This window comes from Mucilaginibacter rubeus (assembly GCF_003286415.2).
Taxonomy (GTDB): Bacteria; Bacteroidota; Bacteroidia; order Sphingobacteriales; family Sphingobacteriaceae; genus Mucilaginibacter; species Mucilaginibacter rubeus_A.
Genome location: NZ_CP043450.1, coordinates 1704072 through 1726487, shown reverse-complemented (window position 1 = coordinate 1726487; position 22416 = coordinate 1704072). Strand labels below are relative to the sequence as shown.

Here is a 22416-nt window from a genome sequence, read left to right as displayed (position 1 = left end):
ATCGTATCGAATTATTTATTCTAATTCAAACAGTGCTTCAATCTCAACAGGGATATTATCAGGTAGTGATCCCATGCCTACTGCGCTGCGTACACCAATACCGTTCTCTTCGCCCCAGATTTTAGCAAAAAGTTCGCTGGCGCCGTTAATAATGAAAGGGTGTTTTTCAAATTCGGGAGTACAGTTAACCATACCCAACACTTTGATAACGCGTTTTATTTTATTAAAACTGCCGATGTTGGCTTTAATGGTAGCCAACATGGTTAAACCAACCTGCTGTGCAGCAAGTTTGCCATCTTCCTGGCTAACGGTGTCACCAACGCGACCGATAATCAATGAGGCATCGTCCTGCACAGGGCCATGGCCCGACAGGTAAAGATATTTGCCATCAACTAAACATGGTTTATAAACGCCAAGTGGCTTTGGTGCAGGCGGCAGGTTTAAACCCAGCGCTGCAAAGTTTTCTTCGGGAGTGTTCATGGGCATAAAACTATTGTTTTTAAATAAAAAAGTATCATAAAAAACAAAAAAGCCGGGGATCTCACTCCCGGCTTTATCCAAAATCAACTAAGTAGAATATATAATCTCAAAATTTAAACGACACACCAAAATTGATAGCATAATCGGCAAATGCCGCGTCGCCGATAACATAAGTACCGGTAGCTATCGAGTTCTCTTTGTCAGTAACGCTCTGTGTGCGGTCACGTTTTAGCGCGATTGGTACGCTGGCGAAAATATTCACCCTTTTAAACGCGTAGCTTAGTGAAGGCTCGGCAGAAATAATATACCCCGGGCGACGGAAGCCATCACTTTTGCCAATCAAATCATGAACCGGGATCCCTTCAATCCGGCCACCCGCCGAAATAGTAAATACATGAGCGATAGTGTAGTTAACACCCACACGTGCCAGGTACTGATCCGGCACGCTTGAAATAGCTTCATTAGCCAGCGTTGCGCTCAATGTTTCGCGGTAAGTACGTGTACCGTTCATATTACGCGGATTGCTCATGTAGTATAAATTGCTGTAGCCGCTAAAGCCGCTGCCAAAACCTAAATAACCGTTTGCCTCAGCAATGATACCCAAACCGCCATCACCTAACTGGATTGACTGATCAACAGGGCGCTCAGACGGAATAACATTGTAAAAATGTGATTTGTAGTTAAAATCGCCTGTAGGAAGCTTAATACCTAAACCAACCTGGATATTACCATTGCTTTTACGGCTATCGAACAGCCAGCGGTTAACGATGATACGTGAATCACCAATACCATCAGAGTATGATTTATGACGCTCTTTACCACCATGTTCATATAATGACGAACGGGTATTTACCAGGTAAGGTATACCTACCGAAACCGACCAGTATTGGTTAAAGTTACGGGTAAGGTTGATATCGATGGTATGCTGATGGTTGATCACCTCGTTACCTATAACCTGACGTTGCTTTTGCTCATCGGTACCCTTAAAGTGGCGGAACGATTTAAAATAACGCCATGAAGCGGTTAGTTCCCAGCCTTTGTATGAGGTATCCTGCGTGGTGTGTTCCATATTGGTAAAAGGACCATCACCTTTTATAGCAACGCAACCCTGGGCATGGGCGCTGGTATAGGTAAACAGGCCACATATAGCTGTGCAAAAAAGAATTTGTAAAGTATGTTTCATAATATGTTGTTTATATGTAATTGCATTTTGTAATCTAAGGTTAAATAAAGCCGGAGATCTCACCTCCGGCTTAAACAAAACCAATTCACTATTTAATTCTAAAAGTTACTCCTACGTTAATGGCGTAATCCGCAAATGCGGCATCGCCCTGGGTATAAACACCGGTTAAACTGGTCGAAATTTTATCCGGCACACTTTGCGTACGGTCGCGTTTTAACGCTACAGGTACAAAGGCATAAATTGAAAATGATTTAACACGGTAAGTAACACCGGGCTCAGCCGAAATGATATATCCTGGCCTGCGGAAACCATTGCTGCCACCTACAAGGTCATGAACCGGTAGGCATTCATAACGTACACCTGCAGAGAAATCAAACTTGCTGATACCATAGCTGGCGCCTCCGCGGATCATTACCTGATCCGGCACGCTCATTACATCGCTTCCGTTAGCAACGGCTTTAGCACTCGGGACACTGCCGCGGGCCGAAGACACGCCGTTTTGCTCCCTTGGGCTAATCAGATAGTAAAAACCGCCGTATAATCCAAAACGCTGCGTAAAATTGTAGTATGTATTGATCTCGGTAGTAATGCCTGTACCGCCATCACCCAACTGGATAGACTGATCAACAGGGCCAAGCGTTTTCCCATCGTTGGCCGCTGTATGGTAAAAATAATCCTGATAATTGTAATTTCCGGTTGGCAGCTTTAGCCCTAAACCAACCTGAATATTACCACGGCGGGCTTTTGCCGGGTTTAATAACCAGGCGTAGGCAGTTAAGCGCACATCGCCCAAACCAAATGAATGGGTTTGCAGGCGTTCTTTACCACCGTGCTCATATAATGATGAGCGGCTGTTGTCCAGTATCGGCAAATCAACCGCAAATGACCAACGGTTATTGAAAATGCGTGTCAGGGTTAAATCCTGGGTATAAGAATGATTGATAACATTTGTACCCTGTTCAATACGTTGTTTTTGCTCTTTGGTACCAACAAAATGTTTATATGAGCGAAAGTAGCGGTTATTGCTGTTCAGCAGCCAGCTGCCACTGCTGGTAATACTGTCCGGGTGCTCATCCATGGTACATAAGCCGCCCGTGCTTCTTATAGCAACGCAGCCTTGCGCATTTGCTTTCGCAAAGCCTGCAAATATGATGATCGTAGTAACGTAAGTAAGTTTCAGTATAAATTTTTTCATAGAGTTAGTAGTAGTATTTGTATGCATTTGCGATTGTTTAGATAATAGGTTTACAAGGCAGGGTAATTTTTCACCCTGCACATAAGATATTGATATGTTTTATTGACTTAGCTTGCTTTTAAATGTGATGTTTGTTTAAAAGGCCAAAGTATAGATCCAGCCGGTGCTTTTTTAACCGCGAACCACAAGGCCAGCAGCACACCATAGCTTCCGCCGCGCTCAATCCATTCAAACATTTCGTATTTGGGATAAAAGAGCTCGCTGGATATTTTCCATATGATAAAAACGAGTAGTATATTTTTAAAAGGACGAATAAGCACCATCGCGGCAGCCAATACTTCAAACAAGCCAACCACCTGTGCCGTTTTAGGCGGATCGGCAAAACCAAGGGTGTGGTATTGGTTCAGCAAGCCTTGTTTCTGAATCAGGTTAAGCCAGCCGTGACCTATCAGCAGCATAAAGGCAAATACCCTTAAACTGGTGATAACTTTGGCTAAAGTATCGGCGTTGATACTTACATGATCATCCATACGGGCAAACCATTGCTTTTTCCCGATTTTGACCCCACCCTGCAACAACAGCAATACAAATGGTGCTCCGTAGTTACCGGCGCGTTCGATGAATTCGGCAAAAGGTTCTCCCGATAAAGGGCGCATTGATGCTGTGGCCAATCCCCAAACTACCAGCCATGCGGCTACAGCACGGGTAGGATAAACCAGCATAGATATGCCCATCAATATATCAACAGTACCTACATAAGGCATCAGGGTATAGGCCATCTCTTTACCTATCCCAAATACGCCGAAATAGTTACACCAGATCTGTTTGGTGATTATTCCAAAAGCGCCATGCCCGATAAAGCACATGGCTACCGCCAGGCGAAGTGTATAATATATTTTTTGATCGTTTGTTAAGCTGCGCATTGTTTATTCGTCCTCAATTCAACATCCTTTTATTTTGCGTCGGCACCATCTGCCTTACCCCTGTTAACCGCGTATTGGCCAACTTTATTACCGGTTGTTAAACCAACCTCGCAATCACTACGGTAGTGAATGGCACCATATAACCTTGACATAGCCGCTGCATGCGCCATATCGGTAAACTTGCTTCCCCTATCGGGCAATAAATAAGTTAACACTGTTGATGCCGCACCACTAAAGTTAGAGTGGCCAGATGTATAGGCCGGAAAGTTTGGCACACCGGTTAAGGTTTTGATATTAGGGTTAGCTTGCGACGGGCGCTGGTTAAAGTAAAAATACTTGGTATCCCAGCACACAATAGCAGCATCCATTTCGGCCATGTTCAATAAAGCAAAGTTACGCGCCCAGCGCACTTCACTGTAGTTTTGTTTTACAAATTCATCTGCGGCAATGGCATTCCAATGACCGGCCGGCGTATAAGTACCAACACCATCGGCCCAAAAAGCAACCAGCTCTTCATGGTCGCGGCTGTGGTCTTTGCTGAATGAAAGCACCTCTTCCGTTTCCTTTTTAAACTCAGGCGAATTAGTTGCATACGGTGCCGGTGGCCTGATGGAAACAACAGTAGCCGAATCAAACAGGAATGGGGTAACTTTTGAAAACAATGGCAACATCGGCGGCCTTTTGGGGGTTTCCAGGCTCACCCAAAATTGTTCGCCTTTTGCTGCTGTAACTGTTTCAAAGCTTTTCCAGATATCTGGTGTACCAATAGCTTTACCGGCACGATCATTACGGGCACGGGTTGCAAATAGTAAAGCAACCTGCCTGCCTAACGACTCGCCGGCTGTAAACTCGCCACGGGTATTTGCACCTGAGGATATTCTGTACAACCTTTCTTCGTCAACCTTGCTTTGTATGTAAGCAATCTCGGTTGGGAAAAGCAGCTTCATAATCTCAGATGTAGCACCAGATACAACAGCGTCTTCACATGGATATGAAGGCAGATCAGATGCCGGGATCAGCGCTTTAACACCCGAATCATTTTTATATGGTGCAGTGCGTTTGTAAGTATTTTTGAAGTGCCATGCTGCAACCAAAGCATCATACTGTGCAGCACTTACGTAAGCGTAAGCACGCGCAGCATAAGGCGGGTTTGAAAATGGAAACTCCGGATAATTGAACGGATTGGCCGAGTTTGGCGCCGGATATGTACCGTCGGCGTTTTGATATGGCGGCACGTTGTGTTTAGCTACAAGTTCGCGCAAAATCTCATTCCACCTTAATACCGAGCCGGCGCTCCAATATTGAATTTTTGCCTGTTGATCACTGCTCAGGTTTTTCTGCAATGCCTTGATCTCATTTAAATCAGCCACATAGGCTGGCGATGTTAAAGCATCAGGCGTAGCCACGTTTAAGGTACTAAAATCTGTAACCAGCACCGGTTTCCAGGTATCGGCAGTAAGGTCAAGATTTGAGGGTTTAAGCGCGGGGTAGAGCGATGTGCGGTCTAAAATATCCTTTCGGCATGAGCTAAAAGTTACCGCTGCCAGTGCCGTGATTGTAAATATATTAAGTATAGTTTTTTTCATTTCATTGATCATTTGTTGTCCAACCTCTTATTACTTCTCCTTTTTTGTGCTAAACACGTAATACACACCTGCAAAGCCCGAACGGGTTTGCCCTACGTTACGCCCGTCTAAAACATAGTTACCACCTGCGGTAAACTCAAGTCCGCTTATTGATTGGAAGCTATACTTAAGTATCAAACCAACAGCTGTACTGTTCATGCGGTTACTTGGAAACGGCATATCGTTTTTACGGATATCAAAACCGCTTGTGCTTGTAATTTTGGTAAATGTAGCCTCGGCATTAAACTTAAGACTGCGGTAGCCGCTGCTAAACATAAAGTTGGTAGCGTTTGGCAACTGCACCTCATTGGTGTAATGCATCTCGGTAGTGTAGTATGAATTTCTGTCGATGGTAATGTTGTCACGGCGGATGTACTGGCCAGAACCAGCTACGAAAAACCGGCCTGTCTGGTAGTTAAGCAATGCACGTAACGCAACGCTTTTGCTATGTAAACCTACAGACAAAGGCAAATAATCAGCTTCGTAATTGGCTAAAGGCAAAGTACCGGTAGCAATAGCGTGAACGCTGAATAAGCCACGGCCTATCTCCTCTTTTACTGCCATCCACTTAAATGTAACCGCAAGATCCTGAAATGACTTTTCGCCACGTAAAGTACCTGCAGATGCATTTGTGGTTATATACGGAACCATAAACAAGAGATTTATGCGATTTGAAAGACCGTAGTTACCGCCCAAACTGTAAACATTGGTGCTTACGGTACCTAAGTTTTGATTATCCCGTTTAAATGTACCTTCCCAGTAATGGTCCCAACTCCCATGGGTATATACTGCGGCAGCACAAAAATAATTTTTAGGGATCATCAACGCGTCAGCATCGGTTTGCGCTTTGGCACGTTGTGTTACAGCTAATAAAAAAGAAACAACAATACAACATCTGTAAAAATACAGCGACATAAATTTCATTACGTTTAAATAATAAGGGTAATAACTAATTGTAAAATGGTTGAACAAGCCGGTTGGGTGCTATCAATCTTGATTACCAAGTAATTGAAAACACATCAGCATTAAGGAACATGATCAAAGCCGTAAAAATGGATCTGTTACAACAGCAATCGGCCATGCATGGCGATGCGCCGGTTAAAACAGCTAAATGATAAAAAACGGTTTGTATCCTTAAAACACAGGCACACAAATCAATTTAACTCATAATTTACAGGCAATAATCAGCAGGCAGAGTTAGGCGGTTTGCCGGGTGACTCGATGAAGGGTGAATTTACATGGTAGGATATAGGGTTCGGTTTTACCGTTAACGTCCTTCCATAGGATAAGAATTGGTAGTGCATAACCTGGAAGCTGTATTCGCCGCCAGCGCTTATTTTCTTTTGTGATGAATCATGCGCACCTTTTTTGCTCAGTGGCACGTCACTTATCTCCTTGGCAATAATGAGGTTTGCATTAACCAAACGGGTTTTAACGCTGTTGGCTATACAAATAAACGACATGGTATCCTGCGTAACCTTATAACGCAGGTAGTTGTAGTAAACACCTTTTAACTGGAGTTGTCCCTGATCATGCACATAACCATTCCAGCTGTGGATCTTGGGAAGATGTACCGGAATCTTGATTTCAACAAGCTTGGTAGCATCAACCTTGTTTTCGTAGATCTCTTTAACAATTTGCGCTTCAGATTGATGAATAAAATACTGAAATACCAAATTGTATCCGCCCAAATTGAACAGATGCACATTTAATAATAGTATCGCTATAAGCTTTTTCACCAAAAGAAATTATTGTTCGGGTATATAATCAACAGTAAATATATGTAACAATATTGTTAAAACAAATAAAATGTAAAATTGTATAAATCACAATTACAACGGAACGCAATTAATATTTTGCCAATTTACATCAGCTATATTTGCAGGATAAGTAATCTGTAAATTATGGATCTGATAACCCAACCCTGGCCGTGGTACGTGGCCGGACCGCTGATTGGCCTTGTTGTACCAGCCCTGCTCATCATCGGTAATAAAACTTTTGGAATATCCTCTTCATTAAGGCACATCTGTGCAGCCTGCATTCCGGCTAATATTTCATTTTTTAAGTACGACTGGAAAAAGGAAAGCTGGAACCTGTTTTTTGTTGCCGGGATTGTTTTAGGGGGCTTCATAGCTGCGCAATTTCTATCTGCCAATCACGGGGTTAAAATCAATCCGCAAACGCATGTGCTATTGCAGCAACAGGGTGTTAAGGATTTTAACGGTTTATTGCCGAAGGATATTTTCAGTTTTGATGAGTTACTTACTTTAAGAGGCTTTATTTTTATGGTGATAGGAGGATTTCTGGTTGGCTTCGGTACCCATTACGCTGGTGGTTGTACATCAGGCCATGCTATTATGGGTATTTCAAACCTGCAATGGCCATCGCTGGTGGCTACCTGCTGCTTTATGGCGGGTGGTTTTATCATGACCTGGTTTATTTTACCTTACCTTTTACACCTATAACATGCGTAATATCAAATACCTTTTTGCAGGCCTGCTTTTTGGCATAGTACTGGTAAAATCAGAAGTGATTTCCTGGTTCAGGATCCAGGAGATGTTCAGGCTGCAATCTTTTCACATGTATGGCATTATCGGCAGCGCTATTGTAGTTGGGATAATTTCTGTCATGATCATTAAACGCTTCAATATCAAAACTCTTTCCGGCGAGGCCATTGTTATTCCCAACAAGAAATTTAACTGGGGCAACGTGTACGGCGGGCTGATATTTGGTTTAGGCTGGGCAATTACCGGCGCATGCCCCGGTCCGTTGTTTGCGCAAATCGGAAGCGGCTTTTTGGTTACTTCTGTTACATTATTGAGCGCTATTTTAGGAACCTGGGTTTATGGGTTGCTAAGGGAAAAATTGCCGCATTAAATTGATTTCACGAGCAGGGCTAAGCTTCTATATACTATGATCGCACCAAAAAAGATATCGGTTTCAAACATTTTCAGTATCCTGATCATGGCGCTGGCGCTGCTGGTTATTTTTAACCCCAATGCCAAAGGTTACCTGATCAGGGGCTTAATGTCATTAGGTCTTTTCCAGCCCGATCCGGAAGGCTATGCAAAACATAGCGAAATGCTTGCCAATGTTTCCGACATACAATTTAAGGACGCTGATGGCAATACCACATCGTTAAGCTCTTTAAAATCTAAAGTGGTATTCATAAATTACTGGGCTACATGGTGCCCGCCCTGTTTAGCCGAAATGCCCAAAGTAAATGAGCTCTATAAAAAATTCAAAAACGATTCTAAAGTAGCCTTCCTGTTAGTGGATGTAGACAATGACTTCCCCAAAGCCAAAGCATTTATGCTCAAAAACGGTTACGATATGCCTTTATACAACCAGATCAGCAATGTACCCGAATCGTTGCTCGATGGCACTATCCCTACTACATTGGTTTTTAATAAAGACGGTAAGCTTGTTTATAAACACTCTGGTGCCGCGGATTACAGTAGCGAGAGGTTTGAAGAGTTTATTAAGAACCTTGATTAGCCTGATTAAAGGATTTCCTGATGATACTCATCTTGCGGGATAATCAACTATTTTATTTCCTACATACTTATAAATTAAAGAAAGTAGTTAGTTCCTTTATCACTGAATGTCTTTAACAAAAAGCATTGATTAGGCTGATTTAAGGATTTCCTGATAACTCGAATCTGACAGATTAGCCACCGGCTTGGTTTCCAACATGCTTATAATTCAAGAAATCCTTAAATCAAGCCAATCATGGTTCAGATATTTTTATTGTTATTTTAACACTTATTAACAAATTTTTCTTTTCTTTACTGTACAATCAGTTAAATCCTAAGTTTCAATGAAAAAGAACCCGTTTTTACAACTCGGCGTCATCGCTTTGTCTTTATTGAGCTCGGCATCCTACGGGCAAACAGGTACACTTAATATCAGTACCGATTCAAAAACAACTATCAGCAAACACATTTATGGTCAGTTTGCCGAGCATCTTGGTCATGGCATTTACGGTGGTTTCTGGGTTGATAAAACCCTGCCCGTAAAAAAACAAGACCGTATCAGGCTTGATATTGTTGATGCTCTCAAAAAGATAAAGATTCCTAACCTGCGCTGGCCAGGCGGCTGCTTTGCCGATGAGTATCACTGGCGCGATGGTATTGGTCCAGCAACCGAACGCCCGCGCATGGTAAACACCAACTGGGGCGGCATTACTGAGGATAACAGCTTTGGTACACACGAGTTCCTGGAATTGTGCGATTTATTGGGTTGTGAGCCTTACATTGCCGGTAACGTAGGCAGTGGCACCGTTGACGAAATGTCTAAATGGATTGAATACCTTAACTCAAACAGTACCAGCACCGTGGTACAGCTACGTAAAAAGAATGGTCATCCGGCCCCTTATAAAGTAACATTTTGGGGTGTAGGTAACGAGAGCTGGGGTTGCGGTGGTAACATGACACCCGAATATTACACTGACTTATTTAAACGTTATGCTTCATTCGCTAAAGATTACCCGGGCGGCAGACTTAAAAAAATAGCCAGCGGACCAAACTCCGATGATTACCACTGGACAGAAGTATGCATGAAAAACATCCCCAACTGGATGATGTCGGGTTTATCATTACATTATTATACTATACCAACCGGCAACTGGGGCAAAAAAGGTTCTGCCACTGATTTTAGCGAGAAAGAATATTTTGGCACCATGGTTAACTGCCTAAAAATGGAAGAGCTGGTTACCAAGCACTCGGCCATTATGGACAAATACGATCCTGAAAAAAAGGTAGCGCTTGTTGTTGACGAATGGGGCGTTTGGACAGATCCTGAACCAGGCACAAACCCGGGTTTCCTTTATCAGCAAAACAGCTTACGCGATGCTTTGATAGCCGGCACAACACTTAATATATTCAATAACCACAGCGATCGTGTTAGAATGGCCGCACTTGCACAAACCATCAACGTATTGCAGGCATTAATATTAACCGATAAAGAAAAAATGGTGCTTACACCCACTTACCATGTGTTTGACATGTATAAGGTGCACCAGGATGCCAAATACCTGCCTATTAAACTAAGTGTACCTGATTATGAAGTTGATGGTAAAAAGATTGAAGCGGTAAATGCTTCTGCCTCACAGGATGCATCAGGCAAGGTACACATCTCATTAGTAAACCTTGATCCGCATAATACCATCACCATTACAACCGGCCTTAGCGATGTAAAATGGCAAACTGTTAGCGGCCAGGTATTAACTTCGGCTAATTTAACTGATGTGAATACATTTAAAGATACTAACAAGATCCACCTGAGCACTTTTAGCGGCGCTAAAAAAGACGGCGACAAACTGGTGGTAAGTCTGCCTGCAAAATCTGTAGTAACACTTGAATTAAAATAAACACCCTTTTCCCTAAAAAGCAAACGGCCGGGCAATTTGCCTGGCCGTTTTTGCGATAGGATTTTTTATACTTTTTGCTTAGGCCGATCTGCGGCTATTGCTGATCAATGCCGATTCATATACTGCACTGATAATGTCCTCAGCAGAAAAAGTTCCCAGGAAATCCCAGTCGATGTGGCTGTAAATAACCTGTTTTGATGGCTCGATAATATAAGTAGCCAATAAGGGTGCATTTTCATCGATGCCCGAAAAGCGGTCCCATACAGGGTAATCATCAGAATATACCCTGAACTGTTTTGCTATTTCATTATTGGCATCGTGATAAAAATTAAGCGTTAGACTTTGCTCCCAGGCCCATTTTTCAAGTTCCTCGGCCTGACCATCGGTGATGATAAGCAGGTTGCCCCCGCTTGCTTTAACTTCATGCTGAAGAGCATTCAATTGTTTAAGCTGTGCTAAGCCTTGTTGCCCCCAATGGTGCGAGAAAAAAGAGATCACCAGCGGCTTACTCAATAAATTCCTTTGAGAGATAGCCCCGTGAGTTTCGGCACCATTGTAAAATTGCTGCCAGCGGCTGTAATCATTGCTTAGCTTAAACTCCGGCACAAAATTGCCTGCCTTAACCGGGTGCAACGATTTTATTTTACGAAAATTAAGATCGGGGTCGGCAACAACTTCAAGCAGATCGAAAAAAGGATATTTATTGTGATTTGTAGTTTGCATTTTAAATAGTTTTATGATGTTATGGATAATGTTTTAAGGCATTTGTAGTTGAATTTTAATCAATCAACAACAGCGGCATAATCCATAAATTACCCTGTAACGTATCAGCAAGGCCGGCGGAGCACTATCGCTTATTTGTTTGTTGCGGGATGGGTTCATAAAATTCTTTTAATTATATAGTGAGGTCAGTAATTTTAATTGAGCTTGAGTAACGCGGAGAGGATCTCAACAACAGCAACACACGGGCATATACATCCCGCCCCTATCTTGAGCCGATATGTACTTGTTGTCGATGATTAAATTGTTGCCCGTCATGTATTTTTGAATGTTACGCAACAAATATACTATAATATCTATAAACTTAGTAGAATTTATTAAAAATATTATTTCCTCTCTTTTTAGCGGGCTGATATTTGCCACCCCCGTCCCTATTAAAACAAAACCTTGTAATTTGCGTTCCGTATAACCAATAAATTAACTATGCAGAACAGGCTAAAACCACAGTATATCATACTCCTTATTTTAAGCGTTTTAGCCCTATCTAACTGTAAAAACGGCAGCAAAAAACATCATACCTTAAAAGCCGACTCCCTTAAAAAGAAAATGGCTAAGGAGTGGACCAAAACCATTCCGGGTAACTTTAGTAACCAAACAGAGTTGGTATTTGACAGTGCACAGATTGTTACCTTTATGCAAAAACATCCTGATTTAACCCCATATGAGCAGGATCTCAGAAATTTTTACCGCAAGCGTAAATTTGCTTATGCCTGGTATGAAAAAGGTATACTCATTGAACAGGCAGGCAACCTGAACGACAGGTTAATGAACCTGCAAAATGAAGGTATATATAAAGGTATCCCCTACCAAAAAGATTTAGACTCGCTGATATTTGATAGTCACTCCAAAACCCAAATTAAAAAGCCCGATGTTGGTACCGAATTAATGCTCACGGCGCAATACTTCGCGTTTTCAAAAGTGGCCTTCCGGGGTATGAGTGATTCTGTTAGTCGCGCGGTAAACTGGTTTCTGCCACGCAAAAAGATAGCTTATGATGATTACCTGGATACATTGCTTAAAAAGCCATCGAAAGAAGCGTCTAACATAAATGAGCCGGTATATCGTCAGTATGATTTATTGAAAAACTTCCTGGCTAAATACCGTACGCTTGAGGCCCATGAGAGCTGGGAGCCAATCAAGATCAGCAAAAAACTTAAACCAGGCGACTCATCTGCTGTAGTTGCACTAATAAAAACAAGACTTTATAAACTGGAAGATTTTAAGGGCGATACGCTAAGCAACATCTTTGATGATGAGCTTAAAACCGCGATAACCCAATTTCAGCAAAGGCACGGCCTTAGTGCCGATGGCTTACCGGGGCCCGGAACTGTATCCGAAATGAATGTTCCGCTCAAATCAAGGATTAAACAAATCATTGTAAATATGGAGCGTTGCCGCTGGCTGCCGGTAAGCTTAAACAGCGAATATCTTGCAGTTAATATCCCGGAGTTTAAGCTGCATGTTTACCGTGGCGACAGTCTTTTATGGAGCTGCAATGTAGTAGTTGGCCAAAAGGTACATCAAACAGTTATTTTTTATGGAGAGATGCAATACGTGGTTTTCAGCCCCTACTGGAATGTACCCGAAAGCATTGTCCGTGCCGAAGTACTTCCGGCCATAAGAAGCAACCGTAATTATCTTAATGAACATAATATGGTTATGGCCGGCAAAGAAAATGGACTACCGATAATTCAGCAAAAACCGGGGCCTTCAAACTCATTGGGGCTGGTTAAATTCCTGTTTCCCAATAGCTATAATATATATCTCCACGACACTCCTTCAAGATCGCTTTTCGGCGAATCGTCACGCGCTTTTAGCCATGGTTGCATCCGCGTTGGCGAGCCGGCCAAACTTGCATCATTTGTGTTAAACTACGATAGCACATGGACAGCGCCCCGAATTAATAAAGCGATGCATTTAGGCAAAGAGCAGGTAGTAAAGCTTAAGAAAAAGCTACCCGTATTTATAGCGTATTTCACCGCCTTTACTGATAGAAATAATCTTCTGAACTTCCGCAAAGATATTTATGACCGTGATGACCAGCTTGCATCTATGATCATGTCGGGCACGGGACAATATTAATTTCATTTTCTTCTTATTACTTCTTGCAGCAGTTTAAAATACTGGTAATTAATAATTGTAAAATATTTTTTACGGGTTTGTAGGCAATCGCTAAAATTTAATTGTCCTCACTTTAAATCACCCTTGTGCTCCCTACAAAGGAACATTTTTCCCTTTGGCACGGTGATTCATTAACCAAACTATATGACATTATTAATAAACCCAGGAAAACTGATGCCTATGTAAAAAAAGCTTACTCTCCCCACTACAGGCAATAATTACCCGGAGGGAATTTACTGCCCCGAAAAAAGATTTTTGAATGTTTATAACTGCGTAGTGCTTTCCAGGGCGCTTCGCTATTAACTCCCTTTAAATTCAATAAAATATGAAATTTTTCAAACACCCGGTGGGTGTACACAGGCCATGGGTATCAAAATCCCTTAACCTGTGTAAATTTGCCCTTGCAGGTATGGTGCTCTTGAACATGCAGGCTTCGGCTGCTGAAGCGCCAAAAGCAAATGCCAAATCAAACTACAATTTTAATTTAAACTTCGCTAAGCTTACCGGTAAGGTAGTTGACGAAAAAGGCGAAGCGCTTGTAGGCGTAAGCATCAGAATTAAAGGTACTACAACAGGTACCCAAACGGATGCAAACGGTAACTTTACACTTGATGTGCAGCCCAATGCCGTATTAACCGTAAGCTATATTGGTTACGGCACCAAAGATGTTGCCGTGGGAGGTAAATCAACAATAACAATTACCTTAAACTCAAATACTAACCTGAACGAGGTTGTGGTAACGGCGTTAGGTATTAAAAAAGAAGAGAAAAAGTTAGGTTACGCGGTAACAACAGTTAAAGGCGACCTGCTTGACAAAGCTAAAGAATCAAACATTGCTTACTCGTTAGAAGGCCGCGTAGCAGGTGTAAGCATCAGCGGTGTAAGCGGTGGTCCAGGTTCTTCGGCACGTATCTTATTACGTGGTGTAACCAGTGGATCTGCGGGTTCTCCTTTATTTGTTATCAACGGTGTACCAATGGATAACTCTTCACGTGGTACATCAGGCGAATGGGGCGGTGCTGATTATGGCGATGGTATCGCTAACATTAACCCGGATGATGTTGAAACCATGACCGTACTTAAAGGTCAATCGGCTTCAGCTTTGTACGGTGCCCGCGCAGCTAACGGTGTTATTTTGATCACTACCAAAGGTGGTAAAAAGAACTCTGGTTTTGGTGTTGAGGTTAACAGCAACTATCAGGCCGACAAACCTATCAACTACGAAGATTTCCAAACTCAATATGGCCAGGGCGAGCATGGTGTAAGGCCGGCTAACGTAGCTGCTGCCATATCAACCGGTAACTTAGGCTGGGGCGAAAAACTGGACGGTCAACCAACAATCCAGTTTGATGGTAAAATGTACCCATATTCAAACAAGAGCAACTATCTTGATTTTTACCGTACAGGCAACACTTTTACTAATACCGTATCATTTGACGGTGGTAATGAAACAGGCGCTTTCAGGTTATCATTATCTGATGCGCATGCTAATTCAATTGTGCCAAACAGTAATTTAGACAGGAAAACCTTCAACTTAAACGCTAATCAAAACGTTACCGATAAGTTGAACATTGCTGTTGTTGCTAACTACCTGGTTGAAAACTCTAAAAACAGGCCAAGCTTAAGTGATGGTCCGGGTAACCCTAACAACGTATTGTTCCTTGCGGCTAACGAAGACCAAGCTGCTTTAAGCCCTGGTACAACTGCTTCTGGTGCCGAGCAACAGTGGAACAATGACATTTACGTTACCAACCCTTACTTTGCTGCAAATAACTTCATCAATAACACCGGCAGGAAACGTTTAATTTCATCATTAACTGCCCGTTATGATTTCACAAAATGGATTTATTTACAAGGCCGTATCGGTTATGACAACATTAACGATAGCCGCTTCAAAGTAACCCCTACCGGTACTGCTTATTCAAGCAATGCTGCGGGTGGCTTAGATGAGCAATCAACCGCACAACAATACGAATTAAACTACGACGTATTATTTGGTGTAAAGCATGACATTGTGAAAGACCTGTTATCATTTGATTTTACAGGTGGTGGTAACATCCGCAAAAACAGCTATACTTATACCAGCTTAAGCGGCGGTCCGTTTATTTTACCTTACTTCTATAGCTATTCAAACCTGCAAACTAAAAATGCGGCAAGCTATACCTTCAATCAGTCAGAAGTTCATTCAGCTTACTATACTGCAGACTTTTCACTTAAAAATTATTTAGTGTTAAGCACCAGCGGTCGTTATGACACCTACTCTACCCTATATCCGGTAGTTGTTAAAGGTAATGGTGGTCTGTTTGCACCTTCAGCATCTGCCAGCTTTATCTTCTCTGAATTTACACACTGGCCTGCTCTTGACTTTGGTAAACTTCGCGTTTCGTATGCACAAACCAGCGGTGAGCCAACTGATAAATACATCACTCAACAGTATTATAACATCAACAACCCGGTTAACGGCGTAGTTACAGGTGGTTTTTCAGGCGATCTTCCAAACTACTTCCTGAAACCATTTACCTTAACAGAAACTGAGGTTGGTACCGAAATGAAATTCTTTAACGGCCGTGCTGGTTTAGATGTGGCTTATTTCCACCGCAAAACCAAAAACGAAATCCTTAAAGGTTCATTAGACGTAGCTACTGGTTATAACACCCGTTATATCGGTACACAGTCATTCCAGAACAATGGTATTGAGGTTGAGTTAAAAGGCACACCAGTTCAAACTTCATCATTCTCATGGTCACCATCAATAAACTTTACCTATGTTAAAAACAAGGTATTGAAAACTGATGATGCTATGACAACTCAAGGTTTAGGTACTTACAGGCCATTAAATGCTAACCTTGCATTTGTGGTTGGCTTACCTGGCCCGCAAGTTATGGCTACCGATTACAAACGTAATGCTTCAGGTCAAATCATTTTTGATGCAAACGGCTTACCTGAATCAGATGGAGTGCGCAGGGCCCATGGCACAACCGTTCCGAAAATTTACGGTGGTTTTAATAACGATTTCAGCTACAAACACATCAACTTATCATTCCTGGTTGATTACAGGTTTGGGAATAAAGTGTTATCAGCAACTAACTACTATAGCATGTACCGCGGTTTAAACAAAGCAACTTTAGTTGGCCGTGAAGGTGGTGTAGTTGGCGATGGTGTAACTGAAGATGGCCAGAAAAATACCAAATCAGTTGAGGCCGAAGTTTACTACCAGGCTTTAGCGCAAAGGGTATCTGCACTTAACGTGCTTGACGGCAGCTTCATCAAATTACGCCAGGTTACTTTAGGTTATACATTTACCAGAGGCTTCCTTACCGGCACTCCATTTAGCGGTGTAACTATTTCAGCGGTAGGTCGTAACCTTTGGACAATTATGAAACATACCAACAACATCGATCCTGAATCGGGCTTTGCTAACAGCGTAGCTTATGCAGGTATTGAAGGTACCAGCTTACCAAGCACACGTACCTACGGTATAAATGTTAACTTTAAACTTAAAAAATAACAGAGAGATGAAAAAACGACTCATATATAGCGGTTTATGTTTAGCCGCGGCTCTTGTTTCGGGTTGTACAAAAGATTTCACCAAGATAAACACAAACCCAAATGCTACTTCGGCAGCCGTGTTTAATCCTAACTTTCTTTTAGCACAAGCCCAGATCCAGTATTCACAAACTGGTTACGATCAATTGCTTTACCAAAGCATGTGGTCACAATCGTTAGCTTCAACTTACGATTATTATGGCAACGGTGATAAATACATCTATAAAGGTTCATTCAATGATTACAAAGCAAGGGTTTATAACAGCGGATACTCTGCCGAAACACTTGTACAGGAAATGAAAAACCTTACCGATGGTAAAGCTGAGTACGCCAACTTAAACAAAATTGCCACCATCATGAAGGTGTTCATCTTACAGCGTGTAACAGATGCTTATGGTGACGTTCCTTATTCTGAAGCAGGTATGGCTAAACAAGGTATCTTTACCCCTAAGTTTGACAAGCAACAGGATATTTACAACGCTATGTTGGCTGATCTTGATGGCGCTACTGCAGGTCTTGATGCATCAAAAGATAAGCCAAGCTCTGATCTTTTCTACACAGGTGATATCACCAAATGGAAAAAATTAGGTTACTCACTAATGGTACGTGTTGCTATGCGTTTGACTAAAGTTGACGCTGCTACTGCTCAAAAATATGTTGAAAAAGCATATGCAGGCGGTACTATGGCCAGCATTGACGATAACGCCAAAGTAAAAACTGATAACGCTAATGGTAACTCAAACAGCACCATCAACGCGTTAACTGTTCCTGACGATTTCAGGGAAGTACGTTGGTCAAAAACCTTGATCGACTACATGCAAACCACTGCCGACCCGCGGATTTCAGCTATCGCTGAGGTTGCATCAGGAACCGGTAAAGCAGCTAACTCAAACGAAACCGTTGCCGGTAATAATGATGCATCTGTTCAACACGGTATGCCAAACGGTTATGACCTTAACGGTGGTGCTACCGATATCAGCAAAGCACCTGGCTATCCGGGTACTTCACCTGCCGATCCAGCAGTTGCAAATGACGCTGCTGCACCAGATGGCAAATACTCACGCCCAAGGTTGCAGGTTTACTATACTTCAAGCACCAGCATTAACCCTGTTGACAAAAGCGGTATCAATATGCTTTTAACCTACGGCGAAACCGAGTTGTTATTGGCAGAAGCAGCAACAAGAGGCTGGAATACAGGTACTGCAGCAACACACTATGCAAACGCGCTTGTTGCCAATCAGCTTGAACTTGCTCAATTCAACGCGACTGCTACCATAAACAGTGCTACTGCTACTGCTTATGCAGCAGCACACCCATTGCTACCGGCTACAGCATTGCAACAAATCAATATGGAATACTACGTTGAAACATCTTCAACTTTTATCCATAACGAAACATGGGCTAACTGGAGAAGAACAGGTATACCTGTACTTACACCGGTTAAATATGTTGGTCAGTTCACTGATGGTTCAATTCCTCGCCGTATTATATATCCGCTTACCCTGATCACTACCAACACTGCTAATTATAATGCAGCTGTTGCAAGCCTGTCAGGCGGCGATAACTTTACGTCACGCGTTTGGTGGGATAAATAATAATACCCCTCTATAAATTCCCTTAAAAAACAAGGCTATGGCTTCATAGCCTTGTTTTTTAGTTTTACAACAAAAAGGATTAATAATCCGGTGGCAATTATCAATACAAATAATTAAATTTAAATCCCCTGCAACCCGGAAAAATAAAATCTGTTGATGATGTGTTGTTCTTCTCCCCTCTTTAATTTTAAACTTAAAAGATTAAACACTTTTACATTTTGCACTGTTGCCTTGCTTACCTTACAAAGCATGCACGGCAATGCCCAGCAACCACTTTTTAAGCTGCTCTCCCCGGACGAAACCAATATAAAGTTTCGCAACGATCTGGTTGAGGACGAAAAACTTAACGTACTCTCCTACGAGTATCTGTACAACGGCGGCGGTGTTGCTGTTGGCGATATTAACAATGACGGCCTCGAAGACTTGTTTTTTACCAGTAACCTTGGCCAAAATAAACTCTACCTCAACTTAGGCAATCTAAAATTTAAAGACATTACCCAGCAGGCGGGCGCAGGCCTTGCGGGCAGGCCAGGCGACTGGAAAACGGGTGTTACCATGGCCGATGTTAACGGCGATGGTCTCCTGGATATTTATATATGCTACTCTGGCCTTGGCGATAATGCCAAACGCCGCAACCAGCTCTTCATCAATAAAGGCAACAATAAGTTTGTTGAAATGGCCCAGCAATACGGACTTGATGATCCGGGCTACAGTACCCAGGCTGTATTTTTTGATTATAATAACGATGGTAAGCTGGATATGTTCCTGCTTAACCATAACGTAAAAAAGATCAGCAATCTTGAATTTGCACAGGCTAAAGCCGAAACCGACGAGCTGGCCAGCAATAAACTATTTGAAAACCAGGGCGGCCATTTTGTTGATGTATCCAAAAAAGCGGGCATCATTCAAAATCCCCTCACTTTTGGCCTTGGCGTAGCCATTGCCGATATCAATAAAGATGGATTACAGGATATTTATGTAACCAACGATTACAACGAACCCGACTACCTATATATAAATAACGGAAACGGAACTTTTACTGAGGACAGCAAAAAGTGCTTCAAACACATGTCGCAATTTTCGATGGGAGTTGATATTGCTGATATCAATAACGACGGCCTGCCGGATATGATGACGCTTGATATGCTCCCGCCTGATAACCGTCGCCAAAAACTGTTACAACTACAGGAAAATTATGAATCATTTGAGCTGATGCTGAACCAAAACCTGTATAAGCAATACATGCGTAATATGTTGCAGGTTAATAACGGCGACGGCACATTCAGCGAAATTGGTCAGCTGGCGGGTATTTCCAATACCGACTGGAGCTGGTGCCCCCTCATTGCCGATTTTGACAATGATGGCTACAAGGATATTTTCATCTCCAACGGTTACTTCCGCGATTATACCAATAAAGATTTTTTACGCTACTGGGGCGATTACAAGCTTAAAAAAGCTATGGATCGTGAGCCATTCCTGCTCATGGACCTGGTTAAAGCCATGCCCTCCACTACCCTGTCAAATTATATTTTTCAAAACAATCATAACCTCACTTTCACCGATAAGAAGCAGGATTGGGGGATCAACAAAGGCGGTATTTCCAGCGGATCGGTTTATGCTGATCTTGATAATGATGGCGACCTTGATCTGGTTACCAATAATATCAACAACGAGGCTTCCATATTGCAGAATATGACCATGGAAACCGGCAAGAAGAACTACCTCGCGATAAATCTTAAACAACCGGAAGGCAATACAAATGCCATTGGCGCAAAAGTTTTTGTTTATAACGGTAAGCAAGTGCAATACCAGGAAGCTAACCCTAACAGGGGTTATCTATCGTGCGTGTCAACCGTTTTAAATTTTGGCCTGGGAGACCAGCAACAGGTAGATTCCGTGCGGATCATCTGGCCCGATCAAACATCGCAATTGCTTACCAGTGTCAAGGCTAACCAACGTTTAAATATAACTTACAAAACGGGTAGCCCTGTATTTAAAGCTGATAGCAAAGCAGTTGCAAAATCAATCTTCAGCTTGGCAAAACCGGCCATTGATTATACTCATACAGAAAACACTATTAACGATTTTAAACGTCAGCCTTTGATGCTTTTCATGAGCTCAAAAACAGGACCTGTAATAGCTAAAGCTGATGTAAACAAAGATGGTCTTGAGGATCTTTTCATAGCAGGCGATCAAAATACAGCGAGTAAGTTATTCATTCAGAAAGCAGGCGGCACTTATACGGTTCAGGAAATATCTGATCTTAATAAGGAGAATACTTCTGCTGCCGCCTTCTTTGACGCTAACGGCGATGGCTTTCCGGATCTGTATATAGCCAAAGGCGGATATTCATTGTTGGAACCCGGCGCTAACGAATTACAGGACAAGCTATACCTGAATGATGGCAAAGGCAATTTTAACTTTTCAAGTACCTCGCTTCCCGTATTAACAGGCAGTAGCAAATCATGTGTGCGCCCCTGCGATTACAATGGTGATGGCAAGATTGACCTTTTTGTGGGGTCAAACGTTATCCCCGGCTATTACCCATCGGCCCCAAAAAGTTATTTGCTTACTAACACAGGAGGCGGCCATTTTGAAATTACGGATGCTCCGTTTACGGGCATTGGCATGATTAAAGATGCCCAATGGGCTGATTTAAATGGTGATGGTCGTAAAGACTTAATCATATGCGGCGAGTTTATGCCTGTGATGGTGTTTACCAACACAAAAACGGGGTTCGTTGATGAAACTGCCAAATACTTTGATCATCCGGTAAGCGGTTTTTGGAATACCCTCACAGTTACCGATGTTGATGGCGATGGCAAACCAGATATTATTGCAGGTAACCTTGGCGAAAACACACAGATCCACGCCAGCCAAACAGAACCTGCTGAAATGTATTTTGCCGATTTTGACGGCAATGGTTCGATTGATCCATTCTTTAATTTTTATATACAAGGTGTAAGCTACCCTTTTGTAAGCCGCGATGAACTGAACGATCAGATTTATCCAATGCGTAAACGCTTTACTTCATACAAAGCTTATTGCGATGCGACTATGAAGGATATTTTTACGCCTGAAGAACTTGCCAAGGCAACTAAACTCACCGCTAACGAGGTGGAAACATGCCTTTTCCTGAACAGGGGTGGTAAGTTTATAAAATCGGCTTTGCCTTTACAGGCCCAATATTCATCGGTATCGGACATCCTCACAGGCGATTTTAACCATGACGGCAAAACAGACCTGCTCCTGTTGGGTAATCATTCAGATAATCGCCTTAAACTGGGCAGTTTTGATGCAAACTATGGCTGCCTGCTTACCGGCGATGGTAAAGGTGGTTTCACTTATCAAAATCAACCTATAGCGGGATTATCAGTAAATGGTGATGTTAAATCGGCAACTGAAATAAAAATTAATGGCGCAAACTACGTGCTGATTGGCGCATCGGGACAGGCGCTGCAATTTTATAAGTATTAAGTCAGATGGCCTAAGCCTAAAAAGTGATTTAAAATGATTTCCAATATAAGATCGTCATTGCGAGGAACGAAGCAATCCCAAACTATACAGAGCAGACCTTCTAATCGGGGGTTGCGTCGT

17 protein-coding genes are annotated in these 22416 nt (G+C 42.4%); 9 read left to right on the top strand and 8 right to left on the bottom strand.

All coding sequences use genetic code 11. The features are described from left to right. Window positions 1-15: 15 nt before the first annotated feature. The 6 genes from DEO27_RS07070 to DEO27_RS07045 all read right to left on the bottom strand — a co-directional run bounded on the left by DEO27_RS07070 (window position 16) and on the right by DEO27_RS07045 (window position 6330). Window positions 16-480 (bottom strand): RidA family protein, encoded by a 465-nt coding sequence (locus DEO27_RS07070; RefSeq protein WP_112572265.1) that lies wholly within the window; start codon window positions 478-480, stop codon window positions 16-18. A gap of 106 nt (window positions 481-586) precedes the next feature. Further along, complete coding sequence (locus DEO27_RS07065; RefSeq protein WP_112571762.1) at window positions 587-1663, bottom strand: hypothetical protein; 1077 nt, start codon at window positions 1661-1663, stop codon at window positions 587-589. 88 nt (window positions 1664-1751) lie between these two features. After that, window positions 1752-2858: a hypothetical protein gene (locus DEO27_RS07060; RefSeq protein ID WP_190295345.1), complete on the bottom strand. Its 1107-nt coding sequence runs from the start codon at window positions 2856-2858 to the stop codon at window positions 1752-1754. A gap of 107 nt (window positions 2859-2965) precedes the next feature. Beyond that, entirely contained in the window at window positions 2966-3781 is an 816-nt protein-coding gene (locus tag DEO27_RS07055; protein ID WP_112571764.1) for a hypothetical protein, read from the bottom strand. Between the two features lie 29 nt (window positions 3782-3810). Beyond that, on the bottom strand, window positions 3811-5367 hold the full coding sequence (locus DEO27_RS07050) for a phosphatase PAP2 family protein (protein WP_112572268.1): 1557 nt from the start codon (window positions 5365-5367) through the stop codon (window positions 3811-3813). A gap of 30 nt (window positions 5368-5397) precedes the next feature. After that, window positions 5398-6330, bottom strand: coding sequence for a transporter (locus DEO27_RS07045; protein ID WP_223818182.1), 933 nt, complete (start codon window positions 6328-6330; stop codon window positions 5398-5400). Window positions 6331-6383: 53 nt separating this feature from the next. Between DEO27_RS07045 and DEO27_RS31350 the strand changes: the two genes are divergently transcribed. Further along, window positions 6384-6521: a hypothetical protein gene (locus tag DEO27_RS31350; protein ID WP_190295344.1), complete on the top strand. Its 138-nt coding sequence runs from the start codon at window positions 6384-6386 to the stop codon at window positions 6519-6521. A gap of 69 nt (window positions 6522-6590) precedes the next feature. Here the strand turns inward: DEO27_RS31350 and DEO27_RS07040 are convergent, their stop codons facing one another. Further along, entirely contained in the window at window positions 6591-7145 is a 555-nt protein-coding gene (locus DEO27_RS07040) for a hypothetical protein (protein WP_112571766.1), read from the bottom strand. Between the two features lie 165 nt (window positions 7146-7310). Here DEO27_RS07040 and DEO27_RS07035 point away from each other — a divergent pair, with 165 nt between their 5' ends. From DEO27_RS07035 to DEO27_RS07020, 4 genes are all read left to right on the top strand, one after another. Continuing rightward, entirely contained in the window at window positions 7311-7871 is a 561-nt protein-coding gene (locus DEO27_RS07035; RefSeq protein WP_223818181.1) for a YeeE/YedE family protein, read from the top strand. A 1-nt stretch (window position 7872) separates the two neighbouring features. Further along, entirely contained in the window at window positions 7873-8283 is a 411-nt protein-coding gene (locus DEO27_RS07030) for a DUF6691 family protein (RefSeq protein WP_112571770.1), read from the top strand. A 36-nt stretch (window positions 8284-8319) separates the two neighbouring features. Then, window positions 8320-8904, top strand: coding sequence for a TlpA family protein disulfide reductase (locus DEO27_RS07025; RefSeq protein ID WP_112571772.1), 585 nt, complete (start codon window positions 8320-8322; stop codon window positions 8902-8904). 322 nt (window positions 8905-9226) lie between these two features. Continuing rightward, window positions 9227-10777 carry an alpha-N-arabinofuranosidase gene (locus DEO27_RS07020; RefSeq protein ID WP_112571774.1) on the top strand — a complete coding sequence of 517 codons (1551 nt, stop codon included), beginning with the start codon at window positions 9227-9229 and terminating at the stop codon, window positions 10775-10777. Window positions 10778-10855: 78 nt separating this feature from the next. Here DEO27_RS07020 and DEO27_RS07015 read toward each other — a convergent pair whose 3' ends face one another. Beyond that, the gene (locus DEO27_RS07015; protein WP_112571776.1) at window positions 10856-11500 is read right to left on the bottom strand and encodes a redoxin domain-containing protein; all 645 of its coding nucleotides are present in this window, start codon (window positions 11498-11500) and stop codon (window positions 10856-10858) included. Window positions 11501-11980: 480 nt separating this feature from the next. Between DEO27_RS07015 and DEO27_RS07010 the strand changes: the two genes are divergently transcribed. The 4 genes from DEO27_RS07010 (at window position 11981) to DEO27_RS06995 (ending at window position 22296) form a co-directional block, all read left to right on the top strand. Beyond that, window positions 11981-13639 carry a murein L,D-transpeptidase gene (locus DEO27_RS07010; protein WP_112571778.1) on the top strand — a complete coding sequence of 553 codons (1659 nt, stop codon included), beginning with the start codon at window positions 11981-11983 and terminating at the stop codon, window positions 13637-13639. 364 nt (window positions 13640-14003) lie between these two features. Beyond that, a complete protein-coding gene (locus DEO27_RS07005) occupies window positions 14004-17186 on the top strand; it encodes a SusC/RagA family TonB-linked outer membrane protein (RefSeq protein ID WP_208644859.1) in 3183 nt (1060 codons plus the stop codon). 7 nt (window positions 17187-17193) lie between these two features. Further along, entirely contained in the window at window positions 17194-18819 is a 1626-nt protein-coding gene (locus DEO27_RS07000) for a SusD/RagB family nutrient-binding outer membrane lipoprotein (protein ID WP_112571781.1), read from the top strand. 231 nt (window positions 18820-19050) lie between these two features. Continuing rightward, complete coding sequence (locus DEO27_RS06995) at window positions 19051-22296, top strand: VCBS repeat-containing protein (RefSeq protein ID WP_223818180.1); 3246 nt, start codon at window positions 19051-19053, stop codon at window positions 22294-22296. Window positions 22297-22416 lie beyond the last annotated feature (120 nt).

Excerpts from the sequence above, each read along its gene's own strand:
- DEO27_RS07070 (WP_112572265.1), bottom strand. The coding sequence starts at position 480 with ATGAACACTCCCGAAGAAAACTTTGCAGCGCTGGGTTTAAACCTGCCG.
- DEO27_RS07065 (WP_112571762.1), bottom strand. The coding sequence starts at position 1,663 with ATGAAACATACTTTACAAATTCTTTTTTGCACAGCTATATGTGGCCTG.
- DEO27_RS07060 (WP_190295345.1), bottom strand. The coding sequence starts at position 2,858 with ATGAAAAAATTTATACTGAAACTTACTTACGTTACTACGATCATCATA.
- DEO27_RS07055 (WP_112571764.1), bottom strand. The coding sequence starts at position 3,781 with ATGCGCAGCTTAACAAACGATCAAAAAATATATTATACACTTCGCCTG.
- DEO27_RS07050 (WP_112572268.1), bottom strand. The coding sequence starts at position 5,367 with ATGAAAAAAACTATACTTAATATATTTACAATCACGGCACTGGCAGCG.
- DEO27_RS07045 (WP_223818182.1), bottom strand. The coding sequence starts at position 6,330 with ATGAAATTTATGTCGCTGTATTTTTACAGATGTTGTATTGTTGTTTCT.
- DEO27_RS07035 (WP_223818181.1), top strand. The coding sequence starts at position 7,311 with ATGGATCTGATAACCCAACCCTGGCCGTGGTACGTGGCCGGACCGCTG.
- DEO27_RS07030 (WP_112571770.1), top strand. The coding sequence starts at position 7,873 with ATGCGTAATATCAAATACCTTTTTGCAGGCCTGCTTTTTGGCATAGTA.
- DEO27_RS07025 (WP_112571772.1), top strand. The coding sequence starts at position 8,320 with ATGATCGCACCAAAAAAGATATCGGTTTCAAACATTTTCAGTATCCTG.
- DEO27_RS07020 (WP_112571774.1), top strand. The coding sequence starts at position 9,227 with ATGAAAAAGAACCCGTTTTTACAACTCGGCGTCATCGCTTTGTCTTTA.
- DEO27_RS07015 (WP_112571776.1), bottom strand. The coding sequence starts at position 11,500 with ATGCAAACTACAAATCACAATAAATATCCTTTTTTCGATCTGCTTGAA.
- DEO27_RS07010 (WP_112571778.1), top strand. The coding sequence starts at position 11,981 with ATGCAGAACAGGCTAAAACCACAGTATATCATACTCCTTATTTTAAGC.
- DEO27_RS07005 (WP_208644859.1), top strand. The coding sequence starts at position 14,004 with ATGAAATTTTTCAAACACCCGGTGGGTGTACACAGGCCATGGGTATCA.
- DEO27_RS07000 (WP_112571781.1), top strand. The coding sequence starts at position 17,194 with ATGAAAAAACGACTCATATATAGCGGTTTATGTTTAGCCGCGGCTCTT.